At 62.7% G+C, this 19,018-nt stretch carries 15 protein-coding genes; 1 reads left to right on the top strand and 14 read right to left on the bottom strand.

Going from position 1 to position 19,018, the window contains the following annotated elements; translation table 11 throughout:
* Window positions 1-33: 33 nt before the first annotated feature.
* The 8 genes from ABVV53_RS02940 to phhA form a co-directional block, all read right to left on the bottom strand.
* Window positions 34-1,194, bottom strand: a complete 1,161-nt coding sequence (locus ABVV53_RS02940) for an isovaleryl-CoA dehydrogenase (RefSeq protein WP_353982882.1) — start codon at window positions 1,192-1,194, stop codon at window positions 34-36.
* Window positions 1,194-1,901 (bottom strand): GntR family transcriptional regulator, encoded by a 708-nt coding sequence (locus ABVV53_RS02935; protein ID WP_353982828.1) that lies wholly within the window; start codon window positions 1,899-1,901, stop codon window positions 1,194-1,196. Before ABVV53_RS02935 ends, ABVV53_RS02940 begins: the two co-directional genes overlap by 1 nt.
* Before the next feature lie 130 nt (window positions 1,902-2,031).
* The gene (locus tag ABVV53_RS02930) at window positions 2,032-3,573 is read right to left on the bottom strand and encodes a GNAT family N-acetyltransferase (RefSeq protein ID WP_353982827.1); all 1,542 of its coding nucleotides are present in this window, start codon (window positions 3,571-3,573) and stop codon (window positions 2,032-2,034) included.
* Window positions 3,574-3,618: 45 nt separating this feature from the next.
* On the bottom strand, window positions 3,619-4,626 hold the full coding sequence (locus ABVV53_RS02925) for a fumarylacetoacetate hydrolase family protein (RefSeq protein ID WP_353982826.1): 1,008 nt from the start codon (window positions 4,624-4,626) through the stop codon (window positions 3,619-3,621).
* Complete coding sequence (gene maiA, locus ABVV53_RS02920; protein WP_353982825.1) at window positions 4,623-5,270, bottom strand: maleylacetoacetate isomerase; 648 nt, start codon at window positions 5,268-5,270, stop codon at window positions 4,623-4,625. The genes ABVV53_RS02925 and maiA overlap by 4 nt, the downstream gene beginning before the upstream one ends.
* A complete protein-coding gene (locus tag ABVV53_RS02915) occupies window positions 5,270-5,848 on the bottom strand; it encodes a VOC family protein (RefSeq protein ID WP_353982824.1) in 579 nt (192 codons plus the stop codon). The genes maiA and ABVV53_RS02915 overlap by 1 nt, the downstream gene beginning before the upstream one ends.
* Window positions 5,849-5,870: 22 nt before the next feature.
* On the bottom strand, window positions 5,871-6,971 hold the full coding sequence (gene hppD, locus ABVV53_RS02910) for a 4-hydroxyphenylpyruvate dioxygenase (RefSeq protein WP_353982823.1): 1,101 nt from the start codon (window positions 6,969-6,971) through the stop codon (window positions 5,871-5,873).
* Window positions 6,968-7,834 (bottom strand): phenylalanine 4-monooxygenase, encoded by an 867-nt coding sequence (gene phhA, locus ABVV53_RS02905; protein WP_419956736.1) that lies wholly within the window; start codon window positions 7,832-7,834, stop codon window positions 6,968-6,970. The genes hppD and phhA overlap by 4 nt, the downstream gene beginning before the upstream one ends.
* A 106-nt stretch (window positions 7,835-7,940) precedes the next feature.
* Here phhA and ABVV53_RS02900 point away from each other — a divergent pair, with 106 nt between their 5' ends.
* The gene (locus ABVV53_RS02900; protein WP_353982821.1) at window positions 7,941-8,402 is read left to right on the top strand and encodes an Lrp/AsnC family transcriptional regulator; all 462 of its coding nucleotides are present in this window, start codon (window positions 7,941-7,943) and stop codon (window positions 8,400-8,402) included.
* 53 nt (window positions 8,403-8,455) lie between these two features.
* On the opposite strand, the gene ABVV53_RS02895 is transcribed toward ABVV53_RS02900, so the two are convergent.
* The 6 genes from ABVV53_RS02895 to ABVV53_RS02870 all read right to left on the bottom strand — a co-directional run bounded on the left by ABVV53_RS02895 (window position 8,456) and on the right by ABVV53_RS02870 (window position 18,926).
* Window positions 8,456-13,198, bottom strand: coding sequence for an NAD-glutamate dehydrogenase (locus tag ABVV53_RS02895; protein WP_353982820.1), 4,743 nt, complete (start codon window positions 13,196-13,198; stop codon window positions 8,456-8,458).
* 168 nt (window positions 13,199-13,366) lie between these two features.
* A complete protein-coding gene (locus tag ABVV53_RS02890) occupies window positions 13,367-14,107 on the bottom strand; it encodes an SDR family oxidoreductase (RefSeq protein ID WP_353982819.1) in 741 nt (246 codons plus the stop codon).
* Window positions 14,104-15,432 carry an FAD-binding oxidoreductase gene (locus ABVV53_RS02885; RefSeq protein ID WP_353982818.1) on the bottom strand — a complete coding sequence of 443 codons (1,329 nt, stop codon included), beginning with the start codon at window positions 15,430-15,432 and terminating at the stop codon, window positions 14,104-14,106. The genes ABVV53_RS02890 and ABVV53_RS02885 overlap by 4 nt, the downstream gene beginning before the upstream one ends.
* Window positions 15,429-15,872 carry a GtrA family protein gene (locus ABVV53_RS02880; RefSeq protein ID WP_353982817.1) on the bottom strand — a complete coding sequence of 148 codons (444 nt, stop codon included), beginning with the start codon at window positions 15,870-15,872 and terminating at the stop codon, window positions 15,429-15,431. The genes ABVV53_RS02885 and ABVV53_RS02880 overlap by 4 nt, the downstream gene beginning before the upstream one ends.
* A complete protein-coding gene (locus tag ABVV53_RS02875; protein WP_353982816.1) occupies window positions 15,869-17,338 on the bottom strand; it encodes a UbiA family prenyltransferase in 1,470 nt (489 codons plus the stop codon). The genes ABVV53_RS02880 and ABVV53_RS02875 overlap by 4 nt, the downstream gene beginning before the upstream one ends.
* A 337-nt stretch (window positions 17,339-17,675) precedes the next feature.
* The gene (locus tag ABVV53_RS02870; RefSeq protein WP_353982815.1) at window positions 17,676-18,926 is read right to left on the bottom strand and encodes a cell wall hydrolase; all 1,251 of its coding nucleotides are present in this window, start codon (window positions 18,924-18,926) and stop codon (window positions 17,676-17,678) included.
* Window positions 18,927-19,018: the final 92 nt, after the last annotated feature.

Raw genomic sequence — 19,018 nt, 5'->3', positions numbered from 1 at the left:
GCCTCGCAAAGGCAACTGCAATGTATACACCACTTAGGTGTTCGCGCCGATTAGCTCTCGGCCGATAAGCATCCGCCGGATCTCGTTGGTCCCGGCGCCGATGTCGAGCAGCTTCGCGTCACGAAGGTACCGCTCCACTGGCCAATCTTTGGTATAGCCTGCACCGCCAAGCGCCTGGACCGCCTCCCCAGCCACTCGAAAGGCGCTTTCACTCGCAAGCAGGATCGCGCCCGCAGCATCGAAGCGCGTGGTCCGCCCTGCATCGCAGGCCCTGGCAACTGCATAGACGTAGGCACGCGCGGACTGGAGCGCGACGTACATGTCCGCCACTTTCGCCTGCATGAGCTGGAAACTGCCGACTGCCGTTCCGAACTGCTGGCGCTCCCGGACATAGGGAATGACCGTATCGAGGCACGCCTGCATGATCCCGAGTTGCAGGCCCGCCAGCACAACGCGCTCGTAATCCAGCCCGCTCATCAGGACGCCGACGCCTCCATTGAGCGGGCCCATGACCTGCTCTTCGGGCACGAAGCAATCGTCGAACACCAGTTCGCAAGTCGGCGAGCCGCGCATGCCCATCTTGTCGATCTTCTGCCCGATCGAGAAGCCCTCGAACCCGCTCTCGATCAGGAATGCCGTGATCCCGCGGGAGCCCTCACCCGTCTTGGCGTAGACGACGAGAGTGTCCGCGCAGGTGCCGTTGGTGATCCAGAACTTGGTGCCGTTCAGGCGGAAACCACCGGGCACGGCCTCGGCCCGCAGCTTCATGCTCACCACGTCCGAACCCGCATTTGCCTCCGACATCGCAAGACTACCGACGTGCTTGCCCGAGATAAGCTTGGGCAAATACCTCGCCTTCTGCTCCGCAGAGCCCCAGCGGCGGATCTGATTGACGCACAAGTTCGAGTGCGCACCATAGGACAGCCCCACAGAGGCGGAAGCGCGGCTCACCTCTTCCACGGCGACGACATGCTCGAGGTAGCCAAGGCCGATGCCGCCCCACTCCTCCTCCACCGTGATGCCGTGCAGGCCCAGTTCACCCATCTGTGGCCAGAGTTCGCGCGGGAACCAGTCTTCGGCATCGGCCTTCGCCGCCAATGGCGCGATCCTCTCGTCGGCAAAACGCGCGACGGTCTCGCGGATCATGTCCGCGCTCTCACCTAGAGCAAAATCGAAATCGGGAGTCGCACGCATCATTCGGCCGCCGCTACAAATTGGTTGTCGGGTGTCGCCGCGTCTTTGCCGTTGCCAGCCAGACGATAGGCATAACGAGTCAGGCCGATACGGGTACGGCGGAGGTGCAGGACAAGCGCCGCTTGCGCTGTCTCCACTTCGCCGCGCTCCATCGCATTATACATCAGCCGATGCTCCAGGTCGTGAGTGCGGTCGCTGCCGCTCATGACCAGCTTGAGATAGGCGCGGCGGTAGCTCTGGGTCGTATCCCACACCCGTTCGACGATCTGCGCCAGCAGCGGAGTGTTGTGACGACGATAGCTGATCCAATGAAACTCTCGGCCGAGAGCAATGGCTTCATCCAGGTCGGTGCAGCTTTCGTTCTGAGCGATGACACGCCGCAGATCCGCGAAATCCTCATCTGTGAGGTTGGGGACGCTCTCGGCCAGCAGCAGGGGCTCGATCCTCTCTCGAATTTCGTAAGAGATGACCAGATCACGGTTCGTCAGCTCGGTTACGCGGGCGCCAGCGTTAGCCCGCATGGTGACGAGGCCTCGCGCTTCCAGCATTCGCAGGGCGTCGCGCACCGGGATGCGACTGGTCCGCAATTCGTCAGCCAGTTCGTCCTGCTTGATCCGGGCGCCGGGCGCCAGTTCGCCGGATAGAATTCGTTCGGCAAGCAGGTCGGCAACGCGCTGACTTGCTACAGTAGACTGGTCCTTCGTCATCTGGCCCCTTGCGCATGACCGGCGCCCTGACGGGAAGCGGTTGCCTCTGGAGTAACCAAGCTCGCTCCTCTTGTCACGGTGCGCAGGCGTGGCCCGGAAGTTGCGCCGCCTGCTTGCTGCACAACTCGCATCACTTCCAGTCCACTCTGTAAAGGTCGAACCGCCGGTCGCGCAGGTTCTGCACCGCACCGGACTGGCGCGCTGTGAGCAACGCATCGATGCTGAGATCTGCAATCGCGATCGTCTCGGTGTTTGCCGCCGTATCGGCCGCGACGCCATCACGCGCGAAGGGGAAGTCGGATGGAGTCAGGATCGCGCTTTCGGCGTAGTGGATGTCCATGTTCTCGACGTTCGGCAGGTTGCCGACCACGCCCGAGGTCACGACGTAGCACTGGTTCTCAACTGCGCGTGCCTGGCTGCAGTAGCGAACGCGCAGATACCCGCGACGTTCGTCCGTGCAGAACGGCACGAACAGCAGCAGCGCCCCCTGGTTCACAAGGTGGCGGGCCATTTCAGGGAATTCACTGTCGTAGCAGATCATCACACCGATCGGGCCGCAGTCTGTTGGGATGACACTGGCGCCCTGGCCGCCGCGAATGTTCCACCAGCGCCGCTCCGAAGGCGTGGGATGCAGCTTCTCCTGCGTGTGCGTGGAGCCATCGCGCAGGAATATGTAGCTGATGTTGCGGATCTCGTCCTTGCCCACTCGAGTGGGGTGAGAACCGCCGATGATGTTGATGTTGTAGCTGACTGCCATGCGCTCCATGAACGCGGTAAATCTCTGCGTATATTCAGCGATTTTGGCGATTGCCTCGGCAGGCTGTAGCTTGCTCTCCTCGATCGAGAGCAGTTCCAGCGTGAACAGTTCCGGGAAAACCACGAAGTCCGCTGCGTAGTCGGAAGCAACGTCGATCCAGTATTCGACTTGCTCCTCGAACTCGTCGATGGCGGATATCTTGCGCATCATGAACTGCACGGTGGCCACTCGCACAGAGGAGGGAAGCCGCTCCTTCAGGCCGGGAACCCGATTGCCGGTATCCTGCGGCGCCAGCGGATTGGTCCAGTACATCAAGACGGCGTTGCCGCCGCTCTCACGGTCGTTGGGCAAGTACTCTGGTAGGATGCCGCGTGGCTCGTAGCCCTCGCTCATCTGAAACTCGATTACCTGATCGCGGACCTTCTTGGCCTTCACCGCTTCCACATAGGCGCTGGGATCGGGATAGTGGCGCCGGCGCCGCGAGTATCCCGGCATCCGTCCGGCGAAGGCAATGCCCTTCAGCTCGAAATCCTGGCAGAGTTCCCGCCGCTTGCGATAGAGCCGCTGCCCGATGCGCAGCCGCCGGAAATCCGGGTTCACGCAAATCTCGAAACCGTAGAGGACATCGCCGTCGGCAGCGGGCGGGCGGCCATAGCCGCCAGCGCTGATTTCTTCCCAGGTATGCGGCTTGAAGGCCAGCCCCTCCGGCACGATCATGGTGGCGCAGTGGCCAACGACCTTGCCTTCGTACTCGGCCACGAACTGGCCATCGGGAAAGTTGTTGATCTGCCCGCGCACTTCGGCACGGGTGAAGGCATCAGCCGGGCCATAGACTTTAGCGGAAAGGCGCGTGATTGCCGGGGCATCCGCCAAAGTGGCCGGGCGGATGATGAGCTTTGCTTTGGAAGTAGACATATTCGGTCCATATGCGCCTGCCATGCGGCAGTTCCAATGCCTTGATCAGGCGCGCACCACCTCCTGCTCGATCCGCCCGAAGATAGACTGGCCTTCTGCATCCCTCATTTCGACGGCGACGGTGTCACCCCAGCGCATGAACGCGGTCTCTGGCTTGCTGTCGCGGATGGTCTCAATCATGCGGATCTCGGCGATACAGGAATAGCCTAGGCCGCCATCCGAGACGGGGCGACCTGGTCCGCCGTTCTCATCCTTGTTGGACACGGTTCCGGAGCCGATGATCGTGCCCGCGCACAAAGGGCGTGTCTTGGCGGCGTGGGCCACGAGATCGGCGAGACTGAAGGTCGCGTCCTCTCCCGCCTGGGGGCGACCGAATGGCTGCCCGTTATAGTCGATGAGCAAGGGCAGGTGCACCCGCGCGTCCCGCCAGGCGCCGCCCAGTTCGTCGGGCGTCACGGCCACGGGCGAGAAAGCAGTAGGCGGCTTGGATTGGAAGAAGCCGAACCCTTTGGCCAGCTCGCCCGGAATGAGGTTGCGCAAGGACACATCGTTGCACAGCATGATGAGCTTTATGTGCTCGACCGCATCGGCAGGACTGACGCCCATGGGCACGTCGTCGGTGATGACGGCGATCTCCCCCTCCATGTCGCATCCCCAGGCTTCATCGCGCAGCGGGATCGGATCGCGGGGCGCCAGAAACGCATCGGAGCCGCCTTGGTACATCAGGGGATCGGAGTAGAAGCTCTCCGGCACTTCCGCGCCCCGCGCCCTGCGCACCAACTCCACGTGATTGATGTAGGCGCTGCCGTCGGCCCACTGGAAGGCTCGCGGCAGAGGCGATGCGCAATCGGCAGGGTCGAACGGTTCGCCGGGCCAGGCGCCGCTATCCAATTGCTCCGCAATTCCTCGCAGGCTGGCTTCGGCCTCGCTCCAGTTGTCTAGCGCTCCTTGCAGGGTCGGCGCGACCTCCGCGGCTTCGATGCAACGCGTGAGATCGCGAGAAACGACGACGAGACGACCGTCACGGCCGTGCTTGAGCGAGGCTAGTTTCATGCAGGGACTTTCTGAGGAGCGTCAGGTTGATTGTCGGGGTGAGCGGCCGCGAAGGCGGGAAGTGCCAGGCACGCTGCCTCTATGCGCGTGATCCGCGGCATGACGGCCAGATCGAAAGCGAAGCGCCGCGCGTTATAGAGTTGCGGGATCAGCACGGCCTCGAACAGGCCCGGCGTGTCGAACAGGAAGTCGCCGCTGCGCCGTTCCTCCAGCTTGGCCTCGACGCCGGCCAACGTCTTGCCGAGCCAGCGGTGATACCAGACGCGCACTGCCTCTTTGGACAGGCCCAGGTCCTGCTCCAGATAAGTCAGCACCGGTGAGTTGAGCGGAGCATGCAACTCGGTGGCTACCGCATAAGCGAGTTCGCGCGCGGCAAAGCGTTCTTCGATGGCGGACGGCAGCAGGCGGCGTTCAGGGTAGCGTTCATCCAGCCACTCCAGGATGGCGAGCGACTGGGCATAGACGCGGCCATCCACTTCCAGCGCCGGCACTCCGGCAAAGCAGTTGAGGGTACGGTAAGCCTCGCTGCGCTGCTCCGCCTTAAGCAGGTCCACCGGCACAGTTTCGTACTCGAGCGCCTTCAGGTTGAGCGCAATCCGCACCCGATAACTCGTGGAACTGCGGTGATAGGCGTGAAGTCGCATCAAACCCTGGTTTCTCCCGAGCTCTCCTGAGCAATCTTTTCGTGCAGCCACGCTGCATGGCGCGGCGCCTTGCGGGTACGAGACCATTCGTCCAGCATATCCTCGGCCACGTCCTTCAAACGCTGCATCTGCTCATCGGTGCCGAAGTCCCATGCGAGTTCCAGGCGATGCCCGTTTGGATCGAAAAAGTAGATCGACTTGAAGACACCGTGGTGCGTCGGCCCGACCACCTCAAGTCCTCGTGCCTCGACCCTCGCCTTCGCAGTCAGCAGGCTATCGTAGTCGGCGACCTTGAAGGCGATGTGCTGCACCCAAGCAGGGGTCGCTTCGTCGCGGCCCATCTCTCGGGCGTTGGGTAGTTCGAAGAAGGCGAGCACGTTGCCGGCACCAGCATCGAGAAAGACGTGCATGTAGGGATCCGGCGCCCCGGTCGAAGGCACCCTGTCCTCGGCAATGGCAAGTTTGAATTCCATGCCGAGCACGTCGCGGTAGAACTCGACCGTCTCCTTCGCGTCCCTGCAGCGATAGGCGACGTGATGGATGCCTGAGAGCACCGGAGGACCATCGGCGAGACTCATAGCGTTTTCCCTTCGAGCGGGCTCATGCGACGGGCTCTTCTAATTTCAGCACTCCGCGCCGCACCTGATCGCGCTCCATACTTTCGAACAGCGCCTTGAAGTTGCCTTCGCCGAAGCCCTCGTCACCCCGCCTCTCGATGAACTCGAAGAACACCGGACCCACGTTCGCCTCCGCGAAAATCTGGAGCAGGAGCCGCGTATGGCCGCCTTCCGTCGAACCATCTAGGAGGATTCCCCGCGCCTGCAGTTCCTCCACTGGCTGGCCATGCCTCGGCAAGCGCTCGTCGAGCATCTCGTAGTAGGTTTGCGGCGGCGCCGTCATGAAGGGCACACCTAACTGCTTCAGATGATCCCAGGTAGCGAGCAGGTCGTCCGAGATCAGCGCGATGTGCTGGATGCCTTCGCCGTTGAACTGGCGCAGGAACTCCTCGATCTGGCCTTTGCCTCCTTCACCTTCCTCGTTGAGGGGAATACGGATCTTACCGTCAGGCGCAGTCAGCGCCTTTGACGTGAGGCCGGTATATTCGCCCTTGATGTCGAAGTAGCGGATCTCGCGGAAGTTGAAGAGCTTCTCATAGTAATCTGCCCAGAAGGCCATTCTGCCGCCGTAGACGTTGTGCGTCAGGTGATCGATCAGCTTGAGGCCTGCCCCCTTGGGATGGCGCTCAACATCGGGCAAATACTCGAAGTCGATGTCGTAGATCGACAAGCCCCCGTTGCTCTCCCGCTCGTAGCGGTCAATCAGATAGATGATCGAGTTGCCGATGCCGCGGATACCCGGCAGGCGCAGTTCCATCGGACCTGTTTCCACCTGCACCGGCTCGGCCGAGCGCGCGAGCAGCTCGGCATAAGCCTTCCTGGCGTCACGCACCCGGAACCCCATACCGCAAGCGCTGGGACCATGCTCGCGACTGAAGAACCAAGCCGGCGAGTGTGGCTCGTAATTGGTGATGAAGTTGATGTCGCCTTGGCGCCATAACTCCACGTCCTTGCTGCGGTGACGTGCGACGCGGGTGAACCCCATGGCGGTGAACACCGGCTCCAGCACGCCCTTTTCAGGAGCTGAGAACTCAACGAACTCGAAGCCGTCGAGGCCAATGGGGTTTTCGAACAAGTCGCTCATGATCTGCGTTCTCCGGAAAGGTCGAGCGCCTGCTCGCCCGGCAGCAACTGCCCGGCGGGAAGCGGCGCCTCATCGCGCCAGCGCTCGTAAAGAGGACCAAAATCGAGCTGAACCAAGCCATCGATCAATTGATCGAGACTCTCGAGCACGAAATAATTCTGCTGGAAGCTGTCTATCGAATACGCCGTGCGCATGATGCGGATGGGATCGAAGGGCACTCGCAGGACGTTGCTGTCCTCGATCGCATAGACCGTCTCTCCTGCCGAGGAGACGATGCCTGCGCCGAACACCTTGAGCGCACCGTCCTCCCGCACCAGCCCGAACTCGACCGTGTACCAGTAGATGCGTGCCAGCATGTCGAGCGCGCCCATCTGCATCGCCCGCTCGCCAGCCTTGCCATAAAGCTCGAGGAAATGGGCAACGCTGGGGTTTAGCAGCATCGGTACGTGGCCGAAGAAGTCGTGGAACACATCAGGTTCTACGAGGTAGTCCAGCTCGTGCTCCTCACGGAGCCAGCGGGTCACAGGAAAGCGGCGATGGGCGAGGTGATCGAAGAACACGGCGTCAGGGATGAAGCCAGGAACCGCGACGAGACTCCATCCGGTCTCCGCACCGAGCACACGGTTCGCGTCCTCGAAGCGCGGGATGCCCTCAGCGCAATCGAGCCGCTCCAGCCCTTCCACGAATTGCGATGCGGCGTAGCGCCGCGCGAGACCACCTTGCGCAGCATAGAGCCGGCGCCAGCGCTCGTGCGCTTCGGGTGAATAGCGGCCCCAGTCCTGCGAAACAGTGAAGTCTTCCGCAGCGCTGCCGTACTCTCCCCGAAGCCCGCTCGTGCTTGTTTTGGTCACAGGGGTCTTCATGGATAGATAATGCCAGATCGGTCGCTTCAGTTCCGTGCGAACTTGGCTGCGCTGACAAGCCGAGCTAGTGAATTCCTTCAAGGATTTTGGTTACGGTGGTGCTTTCATGCAGCTGGATGAATTTGATCGAAAAATCATAGCGGCGCTGCAGGAGGATGCCCGCATGCCGGTGGCCGCCATCGCAGAGCGTACGGCGCTATCTGCTACGCCGGTCAGCCGACGGCTGAAGCGCCTGGAGGATGAGGGCCTGATCCGTGGCTATGTGCCGCTGCTCGACGAACGTAAGCTCGGCTTCGCTCTCGACGCCTACGTACTCGTCAATCTCGACGCCCACAGTGACGCAAACATCGCAGGCTTCGAACAGGCGATTGCTGACAACCCGTATGTGATCGCATGCCATGCCGTTACCGGCGACCGAGACTACCTGCTCCACGTCATTGCTCGCGACGTGGAGCACCTGGGCCAGATCACACTCAAGTCCATCGTTCGCACGCCCGGGGTGCGGGACGTGCAGTCCGTGATCGTGCTGGAGACGATCAAGAACACGCGCGCCCTGCCTTTGGAGTAGCCGCCGGAGGCCGCTCCTCCGACAGCTGCTTCTTTTGCCGGCGGCCTCCTGGGCTAGGCTCCGTCGCCCCTGCGCGATAGCAGATTTCGGGCCTGGCTGGCGATCTGCGCGAGCATCGCAGGCGCCGGGGGCACCGACTTCTCCGCACGCTCGACCATCGAGCGGAAGGTGCGAATGGAAGTCTTATGTGAATCCGTCCATTGCTCCACCGCTGCTACCGGGTCCTCGCGGTCTGCCTTGCGTTTCGCCAGCTCGGCCAGGAACTCCAGACGCATCTGCTGGAAATCGCGGGCGAGGCCCGCCACCAGCAAGCGCTCCCACGGATCAGACGGGCTCATCACCGCGGCACTGTTCTGCGCCCAATCGAGCCCGAGAGCCGAGCCTACGCGGGTGAACGCCGCCACCATCTTGCGCGGCTGAATGCCTGTCTCTTTGGCAAGCGCTGCGATACCGACGGCACCGTCGAGGTCGTATAGTTTCGTAACAGCGAGCGCTTCGGCTTCAGGCGCCCCCTCGTCGATCAAGGCCGCGCTGATGCGGCCGGAGTGCTCTCGTGCGCTATCGCCGAGCATTTCCGCTGTATCGGTCGCAAGCGCTGCGACCGTGTCGGTCAGCCGCTCCGCCAGCGCCTCCGGTGCCATGCTGCCCGCACCCACACGCAGCAGATCGGCCATGTGGCCGCGGACCGCGTGCGCCATCCCGTCGAACAGTGCCAACCGAGCGGTTTCCGACATCGGCGTCGTTTCGATCCGCTCCCATAGAGCCTCCAGGCCGAACAACCCGTCAGCTAGCGCGAAAGCGGAAGAGACCTGCCCGAGCGTCGCGCCTTCCTCCTCAGCCAGCTCGAACGGATGGATCATGCCCAGCCGATTGACGATCTGGTTCGCCAGCTTGGTAGCGACGATTTCGCCGGCGAGCCGATGCTCCCTGATGAAAGGAGCAAACTTGGCTTGCATCGGCTTGGGGAAAGCAGCCAGCAAGATCCCTTCCATACTGGGGGCCAGCGCCAACGGGCTTTGCTCGATAGCGTCCTGCAGCACGAGTTTGGAACTCGAGAGCAAGACCGCCAGCTCTGGGCGAGTCAGCCCCTGACCATCCATGGTGCGGCGCGTCAGCGTCTCTGAGTCCGCCAGCCCCTCGGTGCGGCGATCCAGACTGCCGGTCTCCTCCAGCGCCTCTATCAAGCGGATGTAGGAAGGCGTCGCAGCACTGCCGCCCCGCTCGGCGATCGAAAGCGCGAGCGCCTGGAGGCGGTTATCCTCCAGGACGATCTGCGCCACTTCGTCAGTCATGTCTCGCAGCAGAGCCACGCGCTTCGGTTCGGTCAATTTACCCGCCCGCTTCGCCGCTGCGAGTGCGATCTTGATGTTGACCTCGTTGTCCGAGCAATCGACACCCGCCGAATTGTCGATGAAATCCGTGTTGATGCGGCCGCCGCGCTGGGCAAACTCGATCCTGCCGGCCTGGGTGACGCCCAGGTTCGCTCCTTCGCCGATCACGCGGGCCCGCACCATCGCGCCGTCCACTCGGAGCGGATCGTTGGTGGGATCTCCCACAACTGCGTTGTTCTCGGCGGATGACTTCACATAAGTGCCGATGCCACCGAACCACAGCAGATCGACGGGCGCCTTCAGAATAGCCGCGATCAGAGCCTCCGGCTCCATCTCGTCGGCAGTCACGTCGAGCAGCCTGCGCATTTCATCGCTAACCGGTATGCGCTTTGTCGCCCGCGGGAACACGCCGCCGCCCTTGGATATCAGCGACTTGTCATATTCTTCCCAGCTTGAGACCGACAGCTCGAAGAGCCGCTTGCGCTCGGCCCAGCTCTTGGCCGGATCCGGCTTGGGGTCGATGAAGATGTGGCGATGGTCGAACGCCGCCACCAGTTCGATCGTTTGAGAAAGCAGCATGCCGTTCCCGAAGACATCGCCCGACATGTCCCCGCATCCGGCGACCCGCACCGCATCGGTCTGCACGTCGATGCCCATTTCGAGGAAGTGCCGCTGCACCGATATCCAGGCACCGCGAGCGGTGATGCCCATCGCCTTGTGATCGTAACCCTTGGAGCCGCCGCTGGCGAAGGCATCATCGAGCCAGAAGTCCCGCTCTTGCGCGATACCGTTGGCAACGTCCGAGAAGCGTGCGGTTCCCTTGTCCGCAGCCACCACGAAGTAAGGATCCTCTCCGTCGCGCACGAACACCGCTTCCGGGTGGATCACTTCACCATCGACGATGTTGTCCGTGACGGAAAGCAGCGTGCGGATGAAGATCTCGTACGAGGCTTGCCCTTCTGCGGCCCAGCCCGCGCGGTCGCGCTGCGGGTCGGGCAACAGCTTGGGATAGAAACCGCCCTTGGCGCCAGTGGGCACGATCACCGCGTTCTTTACTCTTTGCGCCTTCATCAGCCCGAGCACTTCAGTGCGAAAGTCGTCCCGCCGGTCTGACCATCTGAGCCCCCCGCGCGCGACAGGGCCGGCGCGCAAGTGAATACCTTCCACACGGCGCGAGTACACGAAGATCTCCCGCCACGGCACAGGCTTGGGCAATCCGGGTACGAGCGCGGAATCGATCTTGAAGGCCAGCGCTTCCGCCGAGGCCGGAGCGAACGCGTTGGTCCGGAGGATAGACTCCACCAGACTGCGGAAAAGCCGCAGGACACGATCGTCGTTGATTGCCGCAACACCTGAAAGGCCGGTGCGGATCGCGTCGGAAGCTTCTTGTTCAGCCACGTCCCTGTTGCCCGAGAAGGCGGGGTCGTGGCGCGCGCGGAACAGCGTGACAAGCGCGTAGGTGATGGCCGGCGAACGCCCCAGTGCATCGACGACGGTGTAGATCGTGTAGCTGACCCCAGCCTGGCGCAAGTAGCGATAGAAGGCGCGCAGCCAGTCCACTTCGCCTGCGCAGAGGCCAGCTGTGATGACCAGGCGGTTGAATGCATCATTCTCCGCCGCCCCGTTCAGCACGGCGGCAAAAGCAGTCTCGATCGCGTCGGCACGGTCGAGCAGTGGCTCCGCGGACTCCCCGCTGGGCATCTCAAGAAGGAAATCGTGGATGGTGCCCATTTGCCCACGGTCGAGCGGCGTCGGAATCTCCTCCAGCACGCGAAAGCCGAAGTTCTCGAGCGCAGGAACCGCGTCCGACAAGGGCAATGCCCCCTCGTTCTGGTATATCTTGAGGCGCAGGCGCTCCTGTCCGTCATTCAGCATGCGATAGAGCCGCACGTCGCGCCAACGGTGCGGCCCGGACCGAACCTCGGCCTCGCTCCCGGCAAGGCGCCGCAGATGACGGATATCGATGGCCGCCTCCGCCGCGCCGTAATCGCTCCGGTATGACATCGGGAACGCGTCGGCATAGCGGGCCGCAATCGCCGCCGCCCTTGCGCCCTCCCCGTGTGCCACGATAGCGGCTTCTACAGCCTCGCTCCAGCCGCGAAGCAGTATACGCAACTGCTGGTCGAGTTCCCCTTCATCCGGCAGTGTTTCGGCCTCACGCGTGTCGAGCACATAGCGAAGCATCGTCAAAGTGCCTGACTCGACCTGCATGGACCAGTCCAGCACTTCCACACCGGAGGTCTGCTCGATGAGCGATTGTATCCGCCCGCGCATCTGCGTGGAAAGCTGGTCGCGAGGGAGCCACACGAATGCGAGCACGTGCCGAGCCAGCGGAGCCTCCACCAGCAGCAGGCGCGGTCGCGGCCGATCGACAAGGCTCGTCATCGTCGTCGCGACCCGCTCGACATCGGCATCGCTGAAGCTGACGAGCAGATCGTGCGGAAGTGCGGTAAGGGCGTGGCGCAATGCCTTGCCGGTGTGTCCACTCGGATCGACACCGAACCGCTCTCCGAGCATACGCAACTGCTCACGCAGCCGTGGCACGTGATTGGGGGCCGCGTTGAGCGCAGCGCTGGTCCAAAGCCCCGCATGGACCGAAATTGCCTTTACTTTATCACCCCGGATAACCGGCAGCAGGAACAAGTCGAGCGGTACGCGCCGGTGAACAGTGGCAAGGCGGTTGGCCTTGATGATGATAGGCGTGCGCCCCCTGCCCTTTGCCAAGTCATCATCGAACGCTGCGAAGGCGCGTTCATAGCTCGGGTCGGCCAGGATTGACCTGCCGCCCCGCTTACAGATGCCGAGCAGTTGCGACTGGCTACCGTCGCGGTTGCGCATGACGTGGCCGAGTTGCGTCAAACTACCATCGGCAAACCAGCGCAACAGCTCGGCACTCTCCTCATCGTCGATGCCCGCAGCGTCTTCTTGGAGAAGCGCGACCATCCGAGGCCAGTCGGCCACGGCAGAGCGCACATCGCTTAGAGTCGCCGCAAGCGATTGTGCCAGTGCGCGACGCTGGCGGGCGTCGACCCGAACCGTCTCGATGTAGATCATGGATTCCAGCTGCGCGTCTGGAGCCCCCCGCCCGGGCAATGCGACAAGCTGCCCAGCCCCGTCGCGGCGCACCGCAATGATCGGGTGGACGAGCTGGTCGATAGCCACGTCCATCGCCGTAATTGCCGCCGCCACGGAATCGACAAGGAACGGCATGTCGTCGTTGATCAGCGCGATCCGAAGAAAGCGCCGTCCTTCGCTTGCAGAAGCAATCTCGATCACCGGTTCGCCCGGCTTTCGCTGGCGCGCCGCCGTCAGCACGAAGGCAGCAGCATCCTCGACCCAGTCTTGCTCCACGGGGCCGTCACCCGGCAGCAGCGAGTCCGTGATCCTCGCGGCGATCTCTGCCTCCAGGACGTCGGGCGAACCCGCCTCTGAGCTTAAGGAAGTGGCCTTGCTGTCTGCGCTCATCTGTCTCTCCGCTGACAGCGGCGCCCCATTCGCCGCCGCTGCCTCAGTGTGCTGAACAGACGATATAGTCGCTCCGCTCCTTCAACGCACACCACGTGTTTGCGCCGCATCGCTCCTGCAAACCGGCGCTCAGACCAAAGGAAACGCCGCTGCCAGCCTCTTTCGCCGTCAGAGACTCAGTTTCTTGAAAATGCTTTCCGGGATGTGACGAATGATCAGCATGATAAGCTGCCAGATCGGCCGCACGTAGATCACGTTCCGTTGCTTCTCGACCGCACGCACGATGGCGGCTCCCACTTCCTGCGGCTGAGCTGTCAATTTCGCCGGCAGATCCATCCCTTGGGTCATGTGCGTCTGGACAAAGCCTGGCAGCACGGTGACGACATGCACGCCCGTCTTATCTCGGGCGAGCCGATTCCGCAGGCCTGAAAGGAAGGTGCTGAAACCCGCTTTCGCCGAGCCATAAACGTAGTTTGCGCCCCGTCCGCGAATGCCCGCTACCGAACTGATGCCCACCAGTGTGCCGGAGCCGCGGGTCACCATCCGGTTCGCCAGCAGAGTGAACAGGCTGGCCGGTCCCTCGAAGTTACTGCGCAGGACAGTAACCATTTCGTCTAGAGAGTTCTCGTTCTGCTTCTGCTCGCCCATGTACCCGACTGCACAGACGACCACGCCGGGCAGCACCGGCAGCGTGTCCACGAAAGCCGGATGACTGGCGAGGTCGAGCGCATCCACTTCGTGGAGTGTAACGCTGATGCCGTGGCGGATCTCAAGATCCCTCGCATCATCTCGCAGAGCTGCGACGTTGCGGGCGGCAAGCTGCACCGTGAAACCTCTGGCGGCAAACGCGTGGGCCGTCGCCATGCCAATGTCGGACCGAGCGCCGATCACGAGAATGGACGTGCTCATAGGCCGAGCCTTTCAGATTGTAGCGACTGGAAGCGCGTCGCAGCCCCGGTCTGAGCGCGCATGGTGGCGAAGGCTTGCGCGCGAGGATCGGCAAGGCGCAAGCGCTTGGCGGTGAGCTGGCTGTCCTTGGCAAGATAGAAGCGGCCGCCGTGGTCGATTGCGATCCGCTCAAGCTCGGCAAATAGCTGAGGCGTCGAGCGGCGCATGGGGAAGTCGAGAGCGAGCGTGTAACCCTCCATGGGGAAGGAGAAGCGGCTCTGCTGCACGCCCATGCGTTTTAGCACTGCCAGGAATGATGCCTGCCCGGAACGGCCGATCTCCGTCAACAGTGCTCGCAAGCCCCTCTCCGCGGCCTCCAAGGGGATCACGCACTGAAACTGCGCGAAGCCCTTTCGTCCATAGATACGGTTCCACTCAAGTATCGCGTCCAGTGGGTAGAAGTAGCTGTCGAAGTCGATCAGTGTCTCGCCCGCCTGTCGCCGTCCATTAGCGTAGTAGAGCCTGTTGAAGGCTCGCACCGACCAACGGTTCAGCGCCGCGCTGGGGAAATCAAGTGGGACAGCCTTCTTGCGCTTGCGCGTTTCCAGCCAACGATCGTCTAGTTGAGCGGGGCCAAGCTGCTCGAGCGTCGCATGCTCGCCCAGCATGACCAGCGAACGGCCAGTCGCGGGGCCGCCCGCCAAACAGTCGATCCAGGCGACAGAGTAAGTAGCGGCTTGGCTCTGCTCGAACAGAGCCATCGCTGTCGTCAGATCCGGTGCGGGTAGCGTGAGATGCCGGATCCATCCGGTCTCCACCGGCACCATACGGAACGCCGCGCGCAGAATAATACCAGTGAGGCCCATGCCGCCGATCGTCCAGGCGAAGAGCTCGCTCTCCTCCTCCAGGCTCGCGCGGCGGACAACGCCATCAGGGCAAAGCACGTCGATCCAGTCGACGAAGGCGGCAAAGGACCCAACCTTGTGATGGTTCTTGCCGTGAACGTCGGCCGCGATGGCGCCGCCTACCGACACGAATTTGGTGCCAGGCGTCACAGCGGGGAACCACCCCCGAGGCAGGAATACGTCTATAACATCGGAGAGCAGCACACCTGCTTCCGCCACAACTTGCCCGTTTGCGGGATCAAATGCCAGGAGCCGCCGCAGGTCGCGCATGTCGAAGGTCCAGGTCGGATTGAGCGCGCTGTCGCCGTAGGCGCGCCCGTTCCCCCGAGCGATCACGTGAGCCTCCGCAGCCGCGAAGGCGGTCCGTACAGCCTCCTGATCGCGGGGCCGGTAAACCGAGCATTCCGCGCGAGGATAGCGCCCCCAGCCGGAAAGTATCACCGCGGCACCGTTGTCCGAGCCGCCTGATGGTGCAGCACGGCATTGGTAAAAACGAAGCGGCGGTCGAGCCGGTACTTGACCACGTAACCGATCGCGAGGCCCAGCACTGCACCCAGTTCACGCATGCCTTGCGTATGCCAGACGAACCAGAAAAAGCTCTCGGTTCCCCAGAAGATCGCGGTCGTGACGATGCCCATGGCAGTGTAGAGCGTGAACTTGTGCCCATGCTGCTTCACGCCGCTTTCCGCGTCGAAGAAGATCCAGCGTTTATCAAGCGCATACTTAATGATTAGGCCCACCAAAGTACCCGCGAAAATCGCCCCAAGATAGACAAAGAGCCCCTCGCCCATGTGCATTACCAGGCGTTGGGTGCCGAGGTTTGCCACGGTCGCGACCACTGCAAAAGCTCCATACCGCACGATGAGCGCCGCTAACGTCACGGCATCGAAGCTCCGACGGCGAAAGCGAAAATCAAGGCTCCGCAAAGAATGCTGCCCCGGTCCTTCGCAGCAAAGACAATGGGATCATCATGCATCTCGCCGCGATGGGCTTTGAAAATCACGCGGCTGATCCAGAACAGCAGGACCGGCGTCACCCCCCACAGCAACTCGGCCTGGGGGTAAATTTGCATCACGTCATCGGAGCTCAGGTAGAGTGTCATCACCAGCACCGAGACGAAACCGGAAGCAACCGCCATCTGCGAGACAAGCGCCAGATCATCGGGATGGTAGCCGCGCCCATGGATCTTGAGCTTTCCGTCCTTCACTGCATCCACAAGTTCGGCCTGCCGCTTCACAGCAGCAAGCGAGAAGAAAATGAACAAGGAGAAGGCCAGCAGCCACACGGAAATCGGCACTCCGGTCGCGACACCTCCTGCGAGTACGCGGATCGTGTAAAGGCCCGCGAGAACGCAGACGTCGATGATCGTATGCCGTTTCAGCGCAAGCGAATACGCCGTCGTCGTCACATAGTAGATTCCCAGCACCAGCAGGAACATCGGCCCCAGCAAGGCCGCGATGATCGTGCCGCTCAGCAGCAGCATGGCCGCGACCGGCAGCCCCAGTTCTATCGCTGCCGCGCCCGAAGCGAAGGGGCGGTTACATTTGCGGGCATGGGCTCGGTCTGCCGAGAGATCGAGCAGATCGTTGACGAGATACACGCTGGAGGCAACGAGACTGAAGGCCACAAAGGCTCCGAGCGCCCGGAGCACGGTCTCGCCATCGAACTGGTGTGCGCCCAGCATGGCCAGGAATACGAGCGCATTCTTAAGCCACTGGTGCGGCCGCAAGGCGCGCAATACCCCGTGCAAGCTACCGGCGGGCGGCTCGATCGCATGAAAGCTGTGATGCGCGGAGGCCGTGGCGCGGACCCGGGCCGACCGGCTTTTGACCACGGCATGGCCTGAGTTGCGCCACACTTCGGCATCTGCATACGTATCACCCATGTAGGCGTAGTTACCAGCGCCATAGCGCTCCACCAGGAACCGTGCTTTGGCGGGGCCCTTGAGGTTTCGAACGCCATTCGATCCGAAGACATCGTCGAAAAGGCTGAGATGCGCTGCGATAGCATTGGCGAGCCGCTGGTCGGCGGCAGTGACGAGCGCCACCTTGCCTCCCTCAGCCCTCCACCTTCGGATGTAGGCGATCACCTGCGCGTCATAAGGCAGCACGCTGACGTCCACAGAAGAGCGCTCGGCGAGCAACGCCTTCAATGGCGCCTTGCCTTGCCTGAACCGCGCCGCAGCCGCAAACGGCGTGCGCCAGTCGGCACCGAAGGCAGACCAGAACGTCTCGTGCAGCATGTTGGAGCGCAGCAACGTGCCGTCAAGGTCGACGGCAAGAACCTCCGGCAGCGCGCGCGCAATGCCCGCTGACGTGACCGGCGGGATGGGCTGTAGCAGCGTCACCGGATATCCGGGGTTGTGCGCGCAGCCACATTACCGCCTGCCCCTAGCACACGGAACGGCTTACCCTGGGGCGGCCGATTCAGCGAAGGACTGCAGCTCACGCAGGCAACTCCATGCTGAAATCATCCTTTCCAAAGACAAGTCGGCGTCTCCGGGTTGATTGTGGCCAATCACGCTCAAAAGAACGTTAACGCAGGTGCCGTTATTGGGCGGTCAGGTGTGGCGACCCTGCAAGTGGCGCTCAGCAAAGTTGGAGCAGGCGGCACTTTCCAGATCATCGCCCCAGCCTCGACATGCTTCGCCTACTGCTTCTCGACTGCTTGCCACTGTGAACCGATCACAAGGCAGCAGCAGCGGACGATGCTGGGCGCTTCTCCTCACTTGCTGGCTTCAAGTAGCTGAATGCGAGAGCTTTCCTCGCGGCATCGTCCAGTCGCGGCCCAGCAGGTGCTGAGCCAGCCTCCCTCCAGCCATAGACGGCGCATCTCGTGCGCCCGCCGCACAATAAGTCCGCTGCTCGTTGTCCTGCCGCTTGTGCGGAGCCGGGCGGCAGTTCGAGATAGAAGACGGCTTCATCTGCAAACATCCGTAGCAAACGGCTCCCACCCAGTGCGCTGGACCCGACGACCAATGCTCGCGAGCCTTGCGGGTCGGCACTCAGTGGCGTGAGCCGCCTTGAGGGCGGGATCGCGCCCGCCCCCCTAAGCTGCGCCTCGCTCTCCCGCGTCCGCCTTCGAACTTGCTCGCTCTCCCTTCCTCCATCCTCCAGCGCAGCGAGCTGCACCTCAATTTTGGGAGTGTCGGCAGCAATGTCCGCCTGCGAATATGAGGGAGGCTCCGCCGCGAATTGGGTAAACAGGGCCGCCGCAGGCTCAGGCGCCTGCCGTTTGCCGACAGCCGCCTTCCCTGACCCCCAATCGCCCGGCCAGCGAAAGAAGAGGTGCGACCCGACATGCGCGATCTTTTCGAGTTGCGGACTCCACCAGGGGTAGACCTCTTGCGTGTGATAGTGGGTCGCGTGCCCCACTTGCGCGAACACAAGGCCATCCAGCATGAGGTCCGCTCGGACCAGCGCTCTGGCACGCGCGCTTGCACTCCAAGGGCGCGCAAGTGCTCCGTCGCACGTGAAGGTGAACTGACATCCGGTCCTGCGCTCGCTCCCCTGCGTGACCACACCGCAGATGCTCCCAGGAAATGCCGGGTGTCGCACGCGATTGAGAACGACTTGGGCGACAGCCAGTTGATCCACTCCACTGTCGCCGGCCTCGTACAGCATTGTTGCCGCGAGACAGGCGCGGGCACGTGATCGATCCTCCGAGGCGCCGGTAAACCGGAAAGCCCTGGCGGCTGCACCTACAGGGTGAAAGGGCACGGCGTCATTGCTTTGCGCAGCCACACTCCCTGTCAGCGGTGCGGGCGTCGGCTGCGCGCCTTGCTCCTCCGCCCCTGGGCTGCCCGGCAACTCTCCAGTGTTCGGCATAACGAACATCTCAGGCTCGAGAGCAAAACCGTCCTCCGTCGAATAGAACGCCAACAGCCATGTTGCGAAAGCCGCCAAGCCAATGGTCAGGCATGCTAGCGCGAGCAAGGGCCCTCGCGTTCGCCGGCTCGAAAGAAGTGCCAGGCAGTGAACCAGAAGCATCGAACGCCTTCTGTTCGGAGCTGTGCCCTGCAGGGCCT

The organism is Novosphingobium kalidii, assembly GCF_040534015.1.
GTDB classification, from domain to species: Bacteria; Pseudomonadota; Alphaproteobacteria; order Sphingomonadales; family Sphingomonadaceae; genus Novosphingobium; species Novosphingobium kalidii.
Note: the sequence above shows the minus strand (reverse complement) of the source record. Positions and strands in the feature narration are given on the sequence as shown.